This is a genomic window from Mesorhizobium xinjiangense (assembly GCF_009749525.1).
Taxonomy (GTDB): domain Bacteria; phylum Pseudomonadota; class Alphaproteobacteria; order Rhizobiales; family Rhizobiaceae; genus Mangrovimarina; species Mangrovimarina xinjiangensis.
Genome location: NZ_WOAC01000001.1, coordinates 277859 through 295936 on the forward strand (window position 1 = coordinate 277859; position 18078 = coordinate 295936).

15 protein-coding genes are annotated in these 18078 nt (G+C 63.8%); 2 read left to right on the plus strand and 13 right to left on the minus strand.

Annotated features, from left to right (window positions below; translation table 11 throughout):
* Positions 1-6 precede the first annotated feature (6 nt).
* From GM909_RS01375 to GM909_RS01385, 3 genes are all read right to left on the minus strand, one after another.
* Positions 7-927, minus strand: a complete 921-nt coding sequence (locus GM909_RS01375) for a carbohydrate ABC transporter permease (RefSeq protein ID WP_157014389.1) — start codon at positions 925-927, stop codon at positions 7-9.
* The gene (locus tag GM909_RS01380; protein ID WP_157014390.1) at positions 920-1822 is read right to left on the minus strand and encodes a carbohydrate ABC transporter permease; all 903 of its coding nucleotides are present in this window, start codon (positions 1820-1822) and stop codon (positions 920-922) included. The genes GM909_RS01375 and GM909_RS01380 overlap by 8 nt, the downstream gene beginning before the upstream one ends.
* Positions 1823-1904: 82 nt before the next feature.
* Complete coding sequence (locus GM909_RS01385) at positions 1905-3137, minus strand: ABC transporter substrate-binding protein (protein WP_157014391.1); 1233 nt, start codon at positions 3135-3137, stop codon at positions 1905-1907.
* 416 nt (positions 3138-3553) lie between these two features.
* Here GM909_RS01385 and GM909_RS01390 point away from each other — a divergent pair, with 416 nt between their 5' ends.
* Together GM909_RS01390 and GM909_RS01395 are read left to right on the plus strand one after the other, a co-directional pair.
* A complete protein-coding gene (locus GM909_RS01390) occupies positions 3554-4636 on the plus strand; it encodes a LacI family transcriptional regulator (protein WP_157014392.1) in 1083 nt (360 codons plus the stop codon).
* A 167-nt stretch (positions 4637-4803) separates the two neighbouring features.
* Positions 4804-5961, plus strand: a complete 1158-nt coding sequence (locus tag GM909_RS01395) for an MFS transporter (protein WP_157014393.1) — start codon at positions 4804-4806, stop codon at positions 5959-5961.
* A gap of 71 nt (positions 5962-6032) precedes the next feature.
* Here the strand turns inward: GM909_RS01395 and gndA are convergent, their stop codons facing one another.
* The 10 genes from gndA to GM909_RS01445 all read right to left on the minus strand — a co-directional run bounded on the left by gndA (position 6033) and on the right by GM909_RS01445 (position 18077).
* Positions 6033-7454 (minus strand): NADP-dependent phosphogluconate dehydrogenase, encoded by a 1422-nt coding sequence (gndA, locus tag GM909_RS01400; protein ID WP_157014394.1) that lies wholly within the window; start codon positions 7452-7454, stop codon positions 6033-6035.
* 131 nt (positions 7455-7585) lie between these two features.
* A complete protein-coding gene (locus GM909_RS01405; protein WP_157014395.1) occupies positions 7586-7921 on the minus strand; it encodes a cupin domain-containing protein in 336 nt (111 codons plus the stop codon).
* 13 nt (positions 7922-7934) lie between these two features.
* On the minus strand, positions 7935-8657 hold the full coding sequence (gene kduD / locus GM909_RS01410; RefSeq protein WP_235911584.1) for a 2-dehydro-3-deoxy-D-gluconate 5-dehydrogenase KduD: 723 nt from the start codon (positions 8655-8657) through the stop codon (positions 7935-7937).
* A gap of 29 nt (positions 8658-8686) precedes the next feature.
* Positions 8687-9523 (minus strand): 5-dehydro-4-deoxy-D-glucuronate isomerase, encoded by an 837-nt coding sequence (gene kduI / locus GM909_RS01415; protein WP_157014397.1) that lies wholly within the window; start codon positions 9521-9523, stop codon positions 8687-8689.
* Between the two features lie 52 nt (positions 9524-9575).
* Positions 9576-10355 (minus strand): FadR/GntR family transcriptional regulator, encoded by a 780-nt coding sequence (locus GM909_RS01420; RefSeq protein WP_157014398.1) that lies wholly within the window; start codon positions 10353-10355, stop codon positions 9576-9578.
* Entirely contained in the window at positions 10352-11632 is a 1281-nt protein-coding gene (locus GM909_RS01425) for a TRAP transporter large permease (RefSeq protein WP_157014399.1), read from the minus strand. The genes GM909_RS01420 and GM909_RS01425 overlap by 4 nt, the downstream gene beginning before the upstream one ends.
* A 3-nt stretch (positions 11633-11635) precedes the next feature.
* Complete coding sequence (locus tag GM909_RS01430) at positions 11636-12199, minus strand: TRAP transporter small permease (protein ID WP_235911559.1); 564 nt, start codon at positions 12197-12199, stop codon at positions 11636-11638.
* Positions 12200-12354: 155 nt separating this feature from the next.
* On the minus strand, positions 12355-13335 hold the full coding sequence (locus GM909_RS01435; RefSeq protein WP_198174078.1) for a TRAP transporter substrate-binding protein: 981 nt from the start codon (positions 13333-13335) through the stop codon (positions 12355-12357).
* Between the two features lie 28 nt (positions 13336-13363).
* On the minus strand, positions 13364-14773 hold the full coding sequence (uxaC, locus tag GM909_RS01440; RefSeq protein WP_157014400.1) for a glucuronate isomerase: 1410 nt from the start codon (positions 14771-14773) through the stop codon (positions 13364-13366).
* Between the two features lie 157 nt (positions 14774-14930).
* Entirely contained in the window at positions 14931-18077 is a 3147-nt protein-coding gene (locus GM909_RS01445) for an efflux RND transporter permease subunit (RefSeq protein WP_157014401.1), read from the minus strand.
* Position 18078 lies beyond the last annotated feature (1 nt).

Sequence of the window (18078 nt, forward strand, 5' to 3'; positions counted from 1 at the left end):
CCATCGTCAGCCCTTGACTGCCCCGGCGGCGATGCCGCGAACGAAGAACCTGCCGGAGGCGAAGTAGATGGCGAGGGGCACGAGTCCCGTCAGTAGGGTGGCCGCCATGTTCACATTGTACTCCTTCACGCCTTGGACCGAATTGACGATGTTGTTGAGCTGGACGGTCATTGGATAGGTGTCGGGCCGCGTGTAGACGACACCGAACAGGAAGTCGTTCCAGATGCCGGTCACCTGGATGATGAGCGCCACGACGAAGATGGGCAGGCTCATCGGCACCATGATCCTGAGATAGATGCCCCAGAACCCCGCTCCGTCGACGCGCCCCGCCTTGAACAGTTCTTCCGGCAGCGAGGTGAAATAGTTGCGGAACAGGAGCGTCAGGATCGGCATGCCGAAGATGCAGTGCACGATCACCAGCCCCCAGAGGCTGCCGTAAAGGCCCATTTCGCGCAGCAGGATGACGATCGGATAGAGCATCACCTGATAGGGGATGAAGGCGCCGAAGATGAGGATGGTGAAGAACGTCTCCGCGCCCTTGAAGCGCCAATTGGCGAGCGCATAGCCGTTGACCGAGGCGATGGCGATCGAAAGGACCACCGAGGGCACGGTGATGCGCACCGAGTTCCAGAAGCCGCGCGACAGGCCGTCGCAATTGAGGCCGGTGCAGGCTTGCGACCAGGCCTTGACCCAGGGCGCGAAGGTGACGTCGACCGGCGGCGCGAAGATGTTGCCCAGGCGGATCTCGGGCATGCCCTTGAGCGAGGTCACGACCATCACATAAAGCGGCAGCAGATAGTAGAGGGCGATGACCAGCAGCGTCCCGTAGAGGAAGATGTTGCGGCGCGAGAAGGTGCGGCGCGGACGCGGCCCGCTGGGCCCCGACGTGTCGAGGTCACGCAGGTCGGCCGAAACGGTGTTATCCATGCTTCTTCTTCCCGAATTCCAGATAGGCCCAGGGGATGAGCACGATCAGCACCGACAGGAGCATCATCGTCGAGGCGGCAAAGCCTTGTCCCAGGTTCTGCGAGGAGAACATCATGTCGTAGACGTATTTGGCCGGCACCTCGGAAGCGATGCCGGGACCGCCGCTCGTCTGGGCGACGACGAGGTCGTAGACCTTGACGATTCCGGACGCGATGATGACCAGCGCCGTCACCAGGACGGGGCGCAGCATCGGTATGACGATGAAGACATAGGTCCGCCACATCGGAATGCCGTCGACACGCGCCGCCTTCCAGATATCCTCGTCGATGCCGCGCAGGCCGGCCAGCATCAGGCACATGACGAGGCCGGTGCTCTGCCACAAAGCGGCGATCAGGATGCCGTAGATGACGATATCGGGGTCGTAGAGCGGATCGAAATCGAAGCTCGTCCAGCCCAGGCCCTGCACCACGCCCTGGATGCCGAAATCGGGATTGAGCAGCCACTGCCAGACAAGGCCGGTGACGATGAAGGACAGCGCGAAGGGATAGAGGAAGATCGTCCGGAAGGTGTTCTCGAAACGGATTTTCTGGTCGAGCAGCGCGGCCAGAACGAAGCCGATCACCAGCGAGAAGACCAGCATGCACACGCCGTAGATGAACAGGTTCTCGATGGAGACGAGCCAGCGTCGCGTCGACCAAAGCCGCTCGTACTGATCGAGCCCGACGAAGCGCAGCCGGGGCAGAAGTCCCGAATCGGTGAAGGAATAGACGAAGGTCCACACCGTCCCGCCGGCAAAGACGACACTGGCCGTGAGGATCATCGGCAAAGAGGCGATCTTCGCCGTCATGTTCCTGAACAGCCTCATGGGAGGTCTGTTTTCATGTTCGGACGACATGCAGTAGCTTCCCGCACTGAAGCTTGAAGGGGAGGGCCGGGCCGCCGGTTCGCAAAGGAAGCGGCGGCCGCTGGCGCAATCGTTACTTGGCGCTTGCGACGATATCGACGAAGCGTTCCTGTGCCGCCTCGGTCGTCATGTCGGGCGTGGCCAGGAATTCGGCGATCAGATCGTTGATCTGGTTCAGCGAATCCTGGTTCATGAGCTGCTCGCCGGACGACACGATGTCGCCCCTGGCCAGGATGTCGAGGCCCTTGCGCATGCAGTCATTGGCCGCTTCCAGATCGACATCGCCGCGAACCGGCAGGGACCCCTTCTTCAGATTGAAGGCAACCTGGGTCTTCGGGTCGAGCATGACGGAGGCCAGCTCGAGTTGCGCCGCGGACTCGGTTTCATCATCCAGCGTGGGAAAGTAGAAGGCGTCGCCGCCGGTGGAAATCGCCTCGTTCACGCCGAGTCCGGGCAGGCAGCTATAGTCCTCGCCCGCCACCTGGCCTGCGATCTGAAACTCGCCCTGCGCCCAGTCGCCCATGATCTGGCCGCCAGCCTGGCCGGTGATGACCAGATTGGTCGCCTGGTTCCAATCCTGCACGTTCGAGCCGGCCGACATTTCGCGCATGTCCTCGACCGCATCGAAGACCTTCGCCATTTCCGGGCCGCCGGCGGCATCGGCGTCCTTGTCGCCATAGACCTTCTCATAGAGATCCGGACCGCCGATGCCGGTCACCAGGACACGGAAGGCGCCGCCTGCCTGCCAGGGCTGGCCGCCGATGGCGAGCGGAACCTTGCCGGCCTCCTTCAGCGCGGGCGCGGCGGCGACGAATTCGTCCCAGTTCGTCGGCACCTCGACGCCGGCATCCTCGAACGCCTTGTTGGAGAGCCACAGCCATTCCCAGGAATGGATGTTGATCGGGACACAGTAGATCTTGCCGTCGACGGTGCAGCTGTCGAGCAGCGAAGCCGGCTTGACGATGTCGACCCAGCCTTGCTCCTCGGCGACTTTCGTCACGTCGCGCATGAGGCCCGCCTCGATCAGTTCCTCGGTCTGCCGTCCATGATTGAATTGCGTGGCGCCCATCGGGTCGCCGCCGGTGATGCGGCTGATCATGACCGGACGCGCCGTGTTGCCGCTGCCGGCAATGGCGCCGTCGATCCATTTGTTGCCGGTGGCGTCGAAGGCCTTGGCAAGCTCGGCGACCGCCGCCGCCTCGCCGCCCGACGTCCACCAATGCGTGACTTCGAGATCGGTCGCCTGAGCCGCAAGCGGAAATGCGACACCTGCCGCCAGAACTGCGGCCGAGAGCCTATAACGCATCTTAACTCCTCCCTGAATCTGAAACGTTACAGATTGAAGCCTATGCGAATCGATTCAACCACGCAATGGTCGATTGGCCGGGGCCGCGCTTTTTTTTGCGACTCTCGAAACAATTCGCAGTGCAACGATCGCGCCATGCGGTGCTGCAGCGCAGCGGCCAGCGCGCCTGGAGGGCGATACGGCATTGAATCCATTTCCGTTTGCGCTGCAACCGAGCACGACCTGCGTTGCTCGGAACCGGCGTGGAAGCACAGGACAGCAAAGCGGCAGAAAACACTGCTATTTCCCTGTAACGTTTCAGGTGATAATGGGCGCAAATGGCTTGGCACCGTCCGTCGAGACGTCTATGCGGTGGCCGGCCGGATTGGAGCACTGTCCTGTACGCATCCAGCGTTTCGGGGCGACGGGTTGAAACGATGGACAAGAAAACAAAGGAACGATCGGTAGCCGCGCCGGCAGAGACCGGCCTGGCGGAAAAGGACGGACAACGTCCGACGCTCAAGACCATCGCCTTCATGACGGGCCTCGGCGTGACAACGGTGTCCAGGGCCCTGAAGGATGCGCCCGAAATCGGCGAAGCGACGCGGCGGCGCGTGCAGCTCGTCGCCAGGCAGATCGGCTACCGTCCGAACCGGGCCGGCGTGCGCCTGCGCACCGGCAAGACCAATGTCATCAGCCTCATCCTCAACACCGAGGACGAGGTGACGGGCTTCCTGTCGGACATCATCTACGGCATTTCGGAGGCCCTGGCGGACACGCCCTACCATCTCGTCGTCACGCCCTATTCGCGCACCAACGACCCGTTGGAGCCGGTGCGCTACGTTGTGGAGACGGGCTCGGCCGACGGCATCATCATTTCGCGCACGGAACCGGACGATCCGCGAGTGCGCTACATGGTCGAGCACGATTTCCCCTTCGCCACCCATGGCCGCACGGCGATGGGTGTCACGCACCCGTTTCACGATTACGACAACCACGCCTATGCCGCACAGGCCGTGCGCACCCTGGTCGGGGCCGGCCGGCGCAAGCTCGCCCTGCTTCCGCCGCCGCCTTTCCTCACCTATTACAACGAGACGCGAAACGGCTTTTCCGAAGGGCTGCTGGAGACCGGCGCCAGCGAGGCTCCCTTCCCCTCGGCCCATCTCGACCTGCCGCTCGACCGGATCCGGGCGCTGGCCGCCGATCTCATGTGCAGGAAGAACCGTCCCGACGGGATCGTCAGTTCGGGCGCCGGCGCGACGATCGCCCTGGTGGCGGGGATCGAGGAGGCCGGCCTCGAGCTCGGACACGACGTCGACATCGTCTCCAAGCAGTCGACGCAGTTCCTGCACTGGTTCCGCCGGCAGATCTTCATCGCGCACGAGGATTTCACGCTTGCCGGCCGCGACGTCGCCCGCGCGCTCATCAAGCGCATCGGCGGCGCCAGGCCGGAGACGCTGCAGGCGATCAGCCGCCCGGTCTGGGAGGAGAGGCCCGTCGATGCGGCGGGCGGAGAATAGATCCAGGCCCTCCACCAGGCTCGCCGAGCCGCGACGACCGTATCCCTCCGTCTGTAGACTAAGACCAGCCTTTGGCGACGGAAGGCGCTCGCACAACCTTTTGTTGACCTAAAGTAAAGTTAAGGTTTTACAAATCGTCGCGATGTGAATCGCAAAAGGCAGAGGGTATGGCATTGCAGGTTGTGAGCAGCGCCGCGTCCAGCACGCTTGTCCTGTGCATTGGCTTTGCGGCCGGCATGCAATTGGGAAAGATTGCACCGCTTGTCGGACGGTTGCAGGCGGACCTGGGTATAAGTCTGACTTTCGCTGGTTGGCTAACGTCCCTGCTCGGACTCTTCGTCGCGCTCGCAGCTTACCCCGCCGCGCGCATGGTTGCCCGAATCGGAGCCACACGGAGCCTGTTGGCAAGCGCATTGGTGATGATTGGTGGCGCGGTCGCCCTCGGGCTGTCGCAGTCTCCCACGACACTCGTCATGTCGCGAGGCGTCGAGGCAGCCGGTTATGTCGTCATGGTGATCGCCGCGCCCGCCTATCTGGTAACCTTTTCACCTGTGCATATGCGAAGCCTCTTTCTCGCGCTCTGGGGCAGCTTCGTTCCGGTCGGCTATGCTCTGGCGAACCTCCAGGTCGCCCTGCTGCCGGTCAGTTGGTCGTTGGAATGGACGCTCTTGACGTTTGCAGCCCCCATGGCGGCATTGTTGATGCTCGCGATATTCGTATCACCCGCTGATGCGGTGCCAAGCAAGCAAGCGCCGGTCACGCCGGCTCCGATTCCATCGGCAGGCTTGGCCTTGGCAATCGCCTTCGGCCTCTATGTCTACCTGTCCATCGGCTTTTTCACTTTCCTGCCCGAATATATAAGCACGCTTGAAACGGGCCACGCCGTCTCCGCACCCCTTGTGGCTATTTGCGTTCCCCTTGGGAGCTTCGCCACGGCAGCCTTGCTGAAGGGTCCAAGTTCAAACCGCCCGAGAATCCTTGCCATTGCCGGCTTCGTCGCGGCCGCATTGGCCGCATGCCTGCTCTACTCGTCCGTCAATTTCGACATACTGGCGATGCCCGTCTATGCCTTTGCTGGTGGCATGGCGGCCTCGAGCATCTTCGCCCTCATTCCTTGCGTGGCGGTGACAGAAGCGGCGGCCGCCTCGGTCGTCGGTGCCGTGGCGCAGTGCGGCGGGATTGCCACATTGATAGGGCCGCCGATTGCCGGATTTCTGGCGGAGACCTACGGTTGGCATGCTGTAGGCTGGTCGCTCGCTGGTGTTTCCCTGATCGGGGCCTGCCTGATCCTGGTGGCCAATGTACTGGCTGCTCGCCGCGGATAAAGGCAAGGCCGCGACTGCTCGATGCCGGCGCTCGCACCCATCTTTTTCTCACATTTGCACGCCGGCCGCGCTCACCCTCGCGATTGCGCCCACGCGCCGTGATGCGCGCCCGGCATGTCGATACGCTCAAAACCGTGCGCGCCGAAGAAGTCGCGCTGACCCTGGATGAGGTTCGCGGTCCCGCGCCCCTGCCGGTAGGCGTCGAAATAGGCAAGGGCGGAGGAGAGTGCCGGCACCGCAATTCCGGCGCGCGAGGCCGTGGCCACCACCCGCCTGAGTGCCGGATTCGTCTCTTGCATCAGCTCGACGAAGCGTGGGGCGAGAAGGAGGTTTGCCGGCTTTGATTCTTCAAATGCCTCGGCGATCGTGTCGAGGAATTGCGAGCGGATGATGCAGCCGGCACGCCAGATGCGGGCGATCGTCGGCATGGGCAGGTTCCAGTAGAATTCGCCGGACGCCGCCTGCATGACGGCAAAGCCTTGCGCATATGCCGCGATCTTGCCGGCCAAAAGGGCCGCTTCGAGATCGGCAAGCAAAGCCTCGGCTTCAGCGGCGGGGATGCTGCGATCGACGGCGCCATAGGCCTGTTCGGCCGCCTCGCGTTCGGCCTTCATCGCCGACAGGCTGCGCGCCGCGACGGCCGCCTCGATCGCCGTGGCCGGCACGCCCATCTTCTGCGCCTCGATGACCGACCAGCGCCCGGTGCCCTTTTGCCCGGCGCGGTCGAGGATCAGATCGACGACCGGAACCTTCTTGTCGGGGTCGCGTGCCGCAAGCACCTTGGCCGTGATCTCGATCAGGTAGGATTCCAGCTTGCCGGCGTTCCATGCCTCGAAGCGGTTCGCCATCTCGTCGGTCGACAGGCCGAGCCCATCGCGCATGATGCCGTAGACCTCGGCGATCATCTGCATGTCGGCATATTCGATGCCGTTGTGGATCGTCTTGACGAAATGGCCGGCGCCGTTGTTGCCGAGCCGCGCCACGCAGGGCTGGTCCTTGTAGCGCGCGGCGATCGACACGAGGATCTTTTCGACCCTGCGCCAGGCCTCGTCCGAACCGCCGACCATGATGGACGGCCCATGCCGCGCCCCATCCTCGCCGCCCGACACACCCATGCCGATGAAGGTCAGTCCCGAGCCCTCGATCTCCTGGAAACGGCGCATCGTGTCGCGGAAATTGGCATTGCCGGCATCGATGATGATGTCTTCGGCGGCAAGCAGCGGCCTGAGTGCGGCAATCTGCTCGTCGACCGCCGCGCCCGCCGGAACCATGAGGATGATCGGCCGCGGCGGACGGATCGCCGCGGTCAGCTCCTTCAGCGTTTCGCAGGCGATGATGCGTTCGCGCAGCGGACCGGCGGTGTCGGCGAATTGCGTCGTCTTCTCGCTCGTCCGATTCCACACCGCGATGCGGTGCCCCTTCTCCGCAATATTGAGGGCGAGATTGGCGCCCATCACGCCGAGCCCGATTAATCCGATTTCGGCGTGCTGCATGTCATTGGCCTCGATCTGCATGTTCTTGAGGGCGCCGCGGGAAGAAACCGACGCGGCCGCGATTCACCGACCGATCATGTGCATCAGCGCATGACGGCGTCAACGCGAAGATGCGCCGCCGGACCATCCAATCATAGAAAATCGCCGCGCGCCGGCGTGAAGGAATCGATCAGCCGCCCCGGCTCGAGCGCCCGCACACCGTGAACCGCATTCGACGGCACGACAAAGCTTGCACCCTCCGAAAGCACCTCCGTCTCGCCGTCGACCGTCACCTCGAAGCGCCCTTGCGCCACGTAGGACGCCTGCACATGCGGGTGCGAATGGGGCTTGCCGACCGCGTCCTTTTCGAAGGCGAACTCGACGATCATAAGCTGCTCGTCATGCGCCAGGACGCGCCGGCGCACGCCGGGGTCGGCCGGTAGCCACCCGTCCTCCGAGGGCCGGACGAAATTGCTGCTCTTGTTCATGCGTTGCTCCATTCTACCGCGCCAGCCAGCCGCCATCGACCGGAATGATCGCCCCGTGAACATAATTGGCCGCATCGCTGGCCAGGAACACGGCCGCCCCGCCGATATCGTCGGGCCGTCCCCAGCGCCCGGCCGGAATGCGCTTGAGAATGTCGCCGAAACGTTCCGGATCGTTGCGCAAGGCCTCGGTGTTGTTGGTTTCGATATAGCCGGGCGCGATGGCGTTCACGTTGATGTTCCTGGCCGCCCATTCATTGGCCAACAGTTTCGTCAGACCGGCGACGGCGCTCTTCGAGGCCGTATAGGAAGCGACGCGTATGCCGCCCTGGAAGGAAAGCAGCGATGCGATGTTGATTATCTTTGCCGGCCGATTGCCGGCCAGTGCGGCGCGGGCATGTGCCTGGCACAGGAGGAAGACCGACTTCAGGTTCACGTCCATCACCACGTCCCAATCATCGAGCGAGAAGTCGACGGCGTCGGCGCGGCGGATGATGCCGGCATTGTTGACGAGTATGTCGATCGGTCCGTGCGTGCGCCATGCCTCGTCAAAGGCGGCGGCGACGCGTCCGGTTTCGGCAAGGTCCATGGTGACTTCGGCGATCGATCCGCCCGCCTGGCGCACCGCGTCGGCGGTTTCGGCCATGGACGAGCGGCCGACGGCGACGATCTCGGCGCCGGCTGCCGCCAGCGAAAGCGCGATGCCGCGGCCGATGCCGGTATTGGCGCCGGTCACCATGGCCCGGCGCCCTTCGAGGCTGAACGGGCTCACCGCATATCCTCCATCGCGACCATGTCAACGTCCCGGTAGTCGACATTGTCGCCGGCCATGGCCCAGATGAAGGTGTAGTCCGAGGTGCCGGCGCCGCAATGGATCGACCAGCCGGGCGACAGGATCGCCTGCTCGTTGGCCACCACCAGATGGCGCGTCTCGTCGGGCTCGCCCATGAAATGGAAGATGCGCTGGTCGGCGTCGAGGCCGAAATAGAGATAGGCCTCGGAGCGCCGGTCGTGCCGGTGGCAGGGCATCGTGTTCCACACCGAGCCCGGCGCGATCACCGTCATGCCGACGACGAGCTGGCACGACGGCATGACGTCGGGATGCACGAACTGGAAGATGGACCGCTCGTTCGAGGTCGCCTGGGCGCCGAGATCGAGCCGCTTGGCATCCGAAATGCGAACCAGGCGAGATTCATAGGCGTGGTGCGCCGGCGCGCTAAGCAGATAGAATTTCGCCGGTTCGGCGGCGTTCTTGCTCTCGAAACGAACGTCCTGCGTGCCTTTTGCCAGATAGAGCATGTCGCGATGGCCGAGCGCATAGCTCTGCCCGCCGGCCGACACCTGGCCCTTGCCGCCGACATTGACGACGGTCATCTCGCGGCGGTCGAGGAAATTCTCCGTGCCGGTCGCCTTGATCGGCAGGAGCTCGAGCGGCGCGGAAGCCGGCACGGCGCCGCCGACGACGAGGCGGTCGAGATGCGTGTAGGTGATATTGAGCTTGTCCGGGGCGAACAGGCTCTCGATCAGGAATTCGCGGCGCAGCCGCTCCGTGTCGAAGGTCTTGGCCATTTCCGGGTGAATGGCCTGGCGGATGTCGACATTCATATTGTGCATTCCCTGCTTTCTGCGTGTTGGCGTTCGGTGGCGATGGCGGTGCCTAATCGACCTGCCCGGTGAAGGCCTTGCCGAGGTCGGAGCCGTGCTGCAGCAGCGCCTGATAGCGGCGCTGGCTGGCCGACAGATGCGCCCGCATCGCTTCGCGTGCGGCCGCGGGATCGCCCTCGGCAACGGCCTGCATGATGGCGCCGTGCTCGGCCTGCAGACCGGCCAGATACTCCTCCGACTGCAGAAGATCGGAGGAAAGGGTGGTGACGAGATCGCGCGGAATGGTGCGCCGACCGAGCACGTCGAGCATCTCGACGTAGAAGGGGTTGTTGGTCGCTGTCGCAATGGCCCGGTGAAAGGCGAAGTCGGCGGCGCCGGTCGGTTTGCCCTGGCGCAGCATCTCCTCGAACTCGGCAAAGGCGGCGTGGATCTCCGCCTGCTGGGAGGCGGAGCGCCGCTGGGCGGCAAGCCCGGCCGATTCGATCTCGACCGCCATGCGCACCTCGAGCACGTTGAGTACCAGGGAGACCTTGCTGCCGATCTCGGAAAAGATCTCGGCCACGGCGTCCGGCGCGTCCTCGCGGACAAACACGCCCGCTCCCTGGCGTGCTTGGACCAGCCCGTCGGCCGACAGGCGCGCGATCGCCTCGCGCACGACCGTGCGGCTGACGCCATGCTCTTTACAAAGCTGGTTCTCCGTCGGCAGCTTGGTCCCCGGCGCGAGCGCGCCGGAAACGACCTTCATCCGGATCGCGTCGACGAGCGCGTCGGCGAGCCTCGGCCGCCGCGCCGGTCGATCGCGCGCCGTGCCGTGTGCCGGCAGGTCGCTCATCGAAACACCCCCGGCAGCCACAACGAGATGGCAGGAATGTAGGTGACCAGCGCCAGAACCAGGAGCCCGGCGGCATAAAAGGGCCAGATCGAGCGCATGGCACGCCACACGCTGATCTTGCCCACAGCGCAGGCGACGAACTGCACCGCGCCGACCGGCGGCGTGTTCAGCCCGAGACCGAGATTGAGGATCATGATGACCCCGAAATGCACCGGGTCGACGCCATAGGCCTGGGCAACCGGCAGGAAGATCGGCGTGGCGATGATGATCAGCGGCCCCATGTCCATGAAGGTGCCGAGCATCAGCATAAGCAAGTTCATCAGGAGCAGGATGACATAGGGATTTTCCGAGACGGCATTCATCGCCGCGACCAGCGAGGCCGGCACCCTGAGATAGGCCATCAGCCAGGAGAACGCAGCCGCCGTGCCGATGATCAGAAGCACCATCGAGGTCGTGCGCACCGCGCCGAGCGTGGCATGGACGAAGCCGTCCCAATCCATCTGGCGATAGACGAAAACGGTCACCAGCAGCGCGTAGAGCACGGCGATGCAGGAGCTTTCCGTGGCGGTGAAGATGCCGGAGCGCACGCCGCCGAAAATGATGCCGATGAGGAGCAGCCCCGGCACGGCGACTGCCGCCAGATGGGCGATCATGCGCAGGCCGGGAAAGGGCTCCGTCGGATAGCCGCGCCTTCGCGCCACGATATAGGCCGTCGCCATCAGCGCGCCGGCCAGCATCAGGCCGGGCAGGATGCCGGCGGTGAAGAGATCAGCGATCGATATCTTTCCGCCGGCCGAGATCGAATAGATGATCATGTTGTGCGAGGGCGGCAGAAGCAGCGCGATCAATGCCGCCATGGAAGTGATGTTGACGGCGTAGTCGACACCGTAGCCGCGGCTCTTCATCTGCGGGATCATCAGCCCGCCGACGGCGGCGGCTTCGGCCACGGCCGAACCGGAGATGCCGCCGAAGAGCGTCGAGGCGGCGATGTTGACCTGGCCGAGCCCGCCGCGGATATGGCCGATCATCGACCCGGCGAAGGCAACGATGCGGCTGGCGATGCCGCCGCGCACCATCAGGTCGCCGGCATAGATGAAGAAGGGTATGGCGAGCAGCGAAAAGACGCTCATGCCCGAATTCAGCCGCTGGAAGACGACCAGCGGCGGCAGGCCCAGATAGACGACGGTGGCGAAGCTCGCCACGCCGAGACAGAACGCGATCGGCGTGCCGATCAGCATCAGGGCGACGAAGGTGCCGAAGAGGATCAACAATTCCATCGTTCAGATTCTCGATTCTTCGAAATGTCCGGATTGCTCCGCTTCCGCTTCGACTTCGTTGTCAACGGGCACGCCGGAGAGGCGTAGTACGATGCGCTCGAGCGAGAAAAGGCAGACCAGGAGACCACCGGCGACGACCGGGAAATAGTCGAAGCTGCCAGAGATGCCCAGCGCCGGCAGGATCGAATCCCAGGTCAGCATGACGAGCTGCCCGCCATACCAGACCATGCCGGCACCGAAGGCAAAGACGACGATGTCGGATATCATGCGCAGCACCCGCTTGCCCGCCCTTGGCACGACATAAAGCAGGACGTCGAAACCGAGATGGTAGTTCTCGCGGATGCCGACGGCCGCGCCCAGGAAGATAAACCAGCTCATCAGCATCACCGAAGCCGGTTCGGTCCAGCTCGGCGAATCATTCAGCACATAGCGCCCATAGACCTGCCAGGCCACGAATCCCGTCATGGCGACAAGGTCGATGCCGGCCAGCCACAGGGACAGGCGGCTGAGCCCCGACAAGAGCCGCGCCACGCGGCCCATCGCATTGTCCGGCGGAGACATTGTCATCGCCCATTCCCCTGGATCGGTTCACCGCTTCACGGATCGATGCGCCGATCGAACTTCTTGATTTAACGCAATTCCGTTCGGAGAACCGGTTTCGACTTCTCATGGAATTGCACTCGTTGGACGGCGCGGACTTGCCGCGCCGTCGGGTCTATCCCCTACTGGACGGCGCGGATGCGCTCGACCAGCTCCTTCAGCTTGTCGTCGGTGACATGCTTCTCATAGACCGGATCCATCGCGTCGATGAAGGGCTGCTTGTCCGGCGTGGTGATCGTCGATCCCGCCTCTTCGACCATCTTGCGCGAGGCGACCTCGCGGGCGGCCCAGAGTTCGCGCTGCTTGGCGACGCTGTCCTTTGCCGCCTGCCTGACGATCGCCTGGTCCTCCGGGCTCAGCTTGTCCCAGCTCGTCTTCGCCATGACCAGCACTTCCGGAACGATTAGATGCTCGTCGAGCGAGAAGTACTTGGCGACCTCGGAATGCTTGGCCGATTCATAGCTCGGGAAATTGTTCTCCGCGCCGTCGATGACGCCGGTCTCGATCGACGAATAGACCTCGCCATAAGGCATCGGGGTGGCATTGGCGCCGAGCGCGTTGACCATGTCGACGAAGATGTCGGACTGCATGACACGGAACTTCATGCCCTGCAGGTCGGCCAGCGATTCGATGGGCTTGGACGAATTGTAGAAGGAACGCGCGCCGCCGTCATAATAGGCAAGCCCGATCAGCCCGTGCGGCTCGAAGCCGGCCAGGATGTCCTCGCCGATCTCGCCGTCCATCACCTTGTGCATGTGATCGACGGAGCGGAAGATATAGGGCAGCGAGACGACACGCGTTTCCGGCACCAACCCGTTGAATGGTCCCATGGAGACGCGGTTGAGGTCGATCACCCCGGCCCTGGTCTGCTCGATCGTGTCCTTCTCCTCGCCGAGCTGCGCCGAATGATAGACCTCGACGGCGATGCGCCCGTCGGTGCGCTCCTTGATCAGTTCGCCCATATATTTCACCGCCTCGACGGTCGGATAGCCGTCGGGATGGGTGTCCGACGACCTCAGCGTGATCTCCTGCGCGAAGACCGCCGAGGCGCCGAGTGCGGCCGAAAAGGCCAAAGCTGCCGTCATTTTGCGTATCAGGTTCATCGTTTCCTCCCTTTCCTGATGACAAGCCTCAAATCCGGTAGGCCCGCCTGGCCAGCCGGTATGCAAGATCGTGGGCGAGTTCGCCCGCCTCCTCCTCGCGCAACTGCCCGCTCGCCACGAGTTCGGCCAGAAAAGCGCAGTCGACGCGCCGCGCCACATCATGGCGGGCCGGGATCGACGGGAAGGCGCGGGTGTCGTCGTTGAAGCCGACGGTGTTGTAGAAGCCGGCCGTCTCGGTGGCGGCCTGGCGGAAGCGGCGCATGCCCTCCACCGAATCGAAGAACCACCAGGGCGGCCCCAGCCGCAGGCATGGATAGACGCCGGCGAGCGGCGCGAGTTCGCGCGAATAGACGGTCTCGTCGAGCGTGAACAAAACGATGGTCAGTCCCGGTTCCAGCCCGACCGTGTCGAGCAGCGGCTTGAGCGCGTCGACATAGGATGTGCGTGTCGGGATATCGAACCCCTTGTCGCGGCCATAGCGGGCGAAGATCGCCGGCGAATGATTGCGCCGCGAACCGGCATGGATCTGCATCACCATGCCGTCCTCGACGCTCATCTTCGCCATTTCGGTGAGCATCTGGGCGCGGAAGAGCGCGGCGTCTTCGGCCGCGGCCTTGCCCGTGCGCACGCGCGCAAACAGCGCTTCGGCCTCATGCGGCGACAGCGCCGCCGTCTCGGCGCTCAAATGGCCGTGATCGGTGGCGGTCGCGCCATGATCGCGAAAGAAGGCACGGCGGCGGCGATGGGCTTCCAGATAACCCTGCCAGCTCTGCGTGTCGCATCCCGTCAGCGTGCCGAAGCGTGCCAGATTGTCGGCAAAGCCCTCGAAGTCGGGATCGACCACCGAGTCGGGGCGATAGGTCGTGATGACATGTCCGTCCCAGTCCGATTCGGCAATCATGCGATGCCATTTCAAGTCGTCGAGCGCGCCTTCGGTGGTCGCGATCGTCTCGATGTTGAACCGCTCGTAAAGCGCGCGCGGCCGATAGGCGTCATCGGCGAGGCGTTCGGCAATCGATTCATAATACAAATCCGCCGTATCCGTGCCGAGCGGCACCTCGAGACCGAACAGATTGGCGAACGTGTAATCGAGCCAGAGCCGCGTCGGCGTGCCGCGAAACAGATGATAGTTATCTGCAAACAGGCGCCAGATGGCGCGGCTGTCGGTCTGCCCAACGCTGCCATCGGTCCGCGGCACGCCCAGACTGTCGAGCGGCACGCCCTGGCTGACAAGCATGCGGAAGATGTAATGGTCCGGCACCACGAGAAGCTGCGCAGGGTCGGGAAAAGGCTGGTTTTCGGCATACCAGCGCGGGTCCGTATGACCATGCGGACTGACAATCGGCAGGTCCCTGACGCTCGCGTAGAGCGAACGCGCCAGCGCCCTCGCGCCCGGCTCGAGCGGAAACAGGCGATCCTCGTCAAGCAGTCCTGCCACGTGCGGCTTGCCTCCCGGATTGTTGGACGGTGACGCTGGTATGGAACAAGAAGTACTATGTCAATACGCATAGGGCGATTTGTATGATGAATATTTTTCGGACGCATGACTGCCGTGCCGGCGAGCCGCCGGCGCGAGGGCTCCGGTGAACGGGAGATCACTCCTTGGGTGTCGACGGACCGATGCCTACGAGCTTGTGAGCGCGCTCACGCAGCCACTGGAAGACGACATAGAGTGCTGGAATGATGAAGATGCCGACAAGCGCTGAGGCCAGCATGCCGCCCGCCACGCCGGTGCCGACAGCGCGGCGGCTCAGCATGGCGGCGCCATCGGCCGTCACCAGCGGGATCAAGCCGGCAATGAAGGCGAAGCTCGTCATCATGACCGCGCGGAATCGGGTCCGGGCGCCCTCGATGGCCGCGTCCACGATACCCATGCCCTGCTCGCGCCTGTCCTTGGCGAACTCGACGATCAGGATGGCGTTCTTGGCGGCGAGCGCGATCAGCACGACCAGGCCGATCTGGGCATAGATGTCGAATTCGAGCCCGGCGACCAAAACGGAAAGCAGTGCACCGGCAACGCCGACCGTGACCGAAAGCAGCACCGGCACGGGGATCGTCCAGCTCTCATAAAGGCCGACCAGGAAGAGATAGGCGAAGAGCACGGCGAGCGCCAGGATGGCGGTGGTCTGGCCCGCCGCCTCCAGCTCCTGCAGCGCCGTGCCCGTCCATTCATAGCCGTAGCCCTGCGGCAGCGTCTTGGCCGAAATCTCCTCCATCGCCTGCAGCGCGACGCCCGAGGCAACGCCCGCAGCCGGGCCGCCATTCAACGTTACGGAGCGGTAGTTGTTGTAGCGGACAATGGATTGGGGGCCGACGATATATTCGACGCTGGCGACGGCCGCGAGCGGCACCATCTCGCCGGACGAATTACGCACATTCAATCGGGATATGTCGCCCACCGCGTTGCGATCGGCCTGGGCCGCCTGCATCGTCACCTGCCAGCTGCGGCCATAGAGGTTGAAGTCGTTGATATAGTAGGATCCCAGCGTTCCCTGCAGAGTGGTGAAGACGTCGCTGACCGAAACCCCAAGCGCCTGCAGACGATCCCGGTCGAGATTGAGATAGAGTTGCGGCGAGCTTGCCGAATAGGTGCTGAAGGTTGCGCCGAGGCGCGGATCCTGGTTGGCAGCCACCATCAGTCCGCCGGCCGTGGCCGCCAAGTCGGCCGGGGAACGGCCCTGCAGGTCGAGCAGTTGGTATTCGAAGCCCGAGCCCGTACCCAGACCGATAATCGGCGGCAGGTTGAAGGCAAAGACCTGCGCCTCTCGGATGGCGGCGCCCTGCGCCATGGTCGTTCCAATGGCGGCCGTGACCGACTTTGCCGCATCCGCCCGTTCGGAGAAGGGTTCCATCGCAACGACGACGAAGCCGCTGTTGGACTTGGCAAGGCCGTCGAGGAAGCTGAAGCCGGTGACGCTGACGGTGTCCTTGACGCCGCCTATCCCGCTCAGCATCTGCTCCACCTGCCGCATCACGGCATCAGTGCGGTTGTAGGACGCGCCTTCAGGCAGGCGCACTTCGACGAAATATGCGCCCTGATCTTCGGCCGGCAGGAATCCGGTCGGTACCACCTTGAACAGCCAGCCGGCCGCGCCGGCGGCAATCGCCAGCAGCAGCAGGCCGAGGATCGCCCTTCGCGCAATCGCCCCGGCAATATGGGCGTAGCCATCCCGGCCATTGTCGATGCGGCGCGATATCCAGCCGAGAATGCCACGTTTCGGACCGTGGTGGGGCTTGAGCAGGACCGCGCACAGCGCCGGGCTCAGCGTCAGTGCGTTGATGGCCGAAAGCACCATCGACACCGAAACGGCTACGGCGAATTGCTGGAAGAGCTGGCCGGAGAGGCCAGGAATGAAGGCGACCGGGACAAAGACGGACAAGAGGACCATGGTGATGGCGACGATGGCGCCGGTGATTTCGCCCATGGCCTCGTGAGCGGCCTCGGCCGCCGACATACCGGGATTTTCCTCCATCACGCGCTCGACATTCTCGACCACGACGATTGCGTCGTCGACGACGATGCCGATTGCCAGGACAAGCGCCAGCAGCGACACGGTGTTGAGCGAGAAACCCATGACGAGCATGACGGCGAAGGTGCCGATCAGCGCCACCGGAACCGCAACGAGCGGGATCAGCGTGGCGCGCCAATTGCCCAGGAAAAGGAACACCACCACGATGACGAGGGCGAACGCCTCGAACAGCGTGTGCTGGACCTCTTCGACGCTTGCCTTGACGAATTGCGACGTGTCGTAGGTGATCTCGTAGGTCAATCCATCCGGAAAACTCTCCGACAGCCGCTCCATCTGCGCCACAACGCCGTCCGCAGCGGCGAGCGCGTTCGCTCCCGGCGACTGGTACGTGCCGATCATGGCCACCGGCTTGCCATTGTAGCGCGAGCCCGTATCCGAGGTCTGCGCGCCAAGTTTGACCTGGGCGATGTCCTTGACGCGCACATAGGATCCGTCCGGCTTGGCCCGCAGGACGACGTTTTCAAACTCGGCCGGATCGGTCAAACGACCCTGGGTCTCCAGGTTCAGCTGAAACAGCGGATCATCGGTCATCGGCTGGGCGCCGATGCGCCCGATTGCCGCCTGGACATTCTGCGCGTTGAGCGCGTTGATGACGTCGCTGGGCGTCATGTCGAGGCTCGTCATCCGGTCGACATCGAGCACGATGCGCATGGAATAGTCCAGCGCACCGAACATCGAAGCGTCTCCCACGCCCGATACCCGCTTGATGGTGTCCAGCACGTTGATCGTCGCGTAATTCGACAGGAACAACGAATCATAGGCGGGATTGTCGTCCTCTGCATAAATGGAGATGACCTGCATCAGGGCCGAGGACTTCTTTGAAACGCTGACGCCGGTCTGCTTGACCTCCGAGGGCAGGCGCGGCTCGGCAAGGGCCACGCGGTTCTGCACATTGACGGTGGCGATGTCCGGGTCGGTGCCGACGGCGAAGGAGACGGTCAGGTTGTAAGAGCCGTCCGCGCCGCTGGTCGATTTCATGTAGATCATGTCGTCGACCCCGACGACCTTGCTTTCGATCGGCTGTGCAACCGTTGCCTCCACCACATCCGCGCCGGCGCCTGGATAGGACGCCGTCACGGTGACCTGCGGGGGGACGATGTCGGGAAACTGCGCCACGGGCAGCCGGGTCAGCGCGATGAGGCCGGCCAGGGTCAGGACGATCGAAACGACCATCGCCAGGCGCGGCCGTTTGATAAAGACGTCTGAGATCATC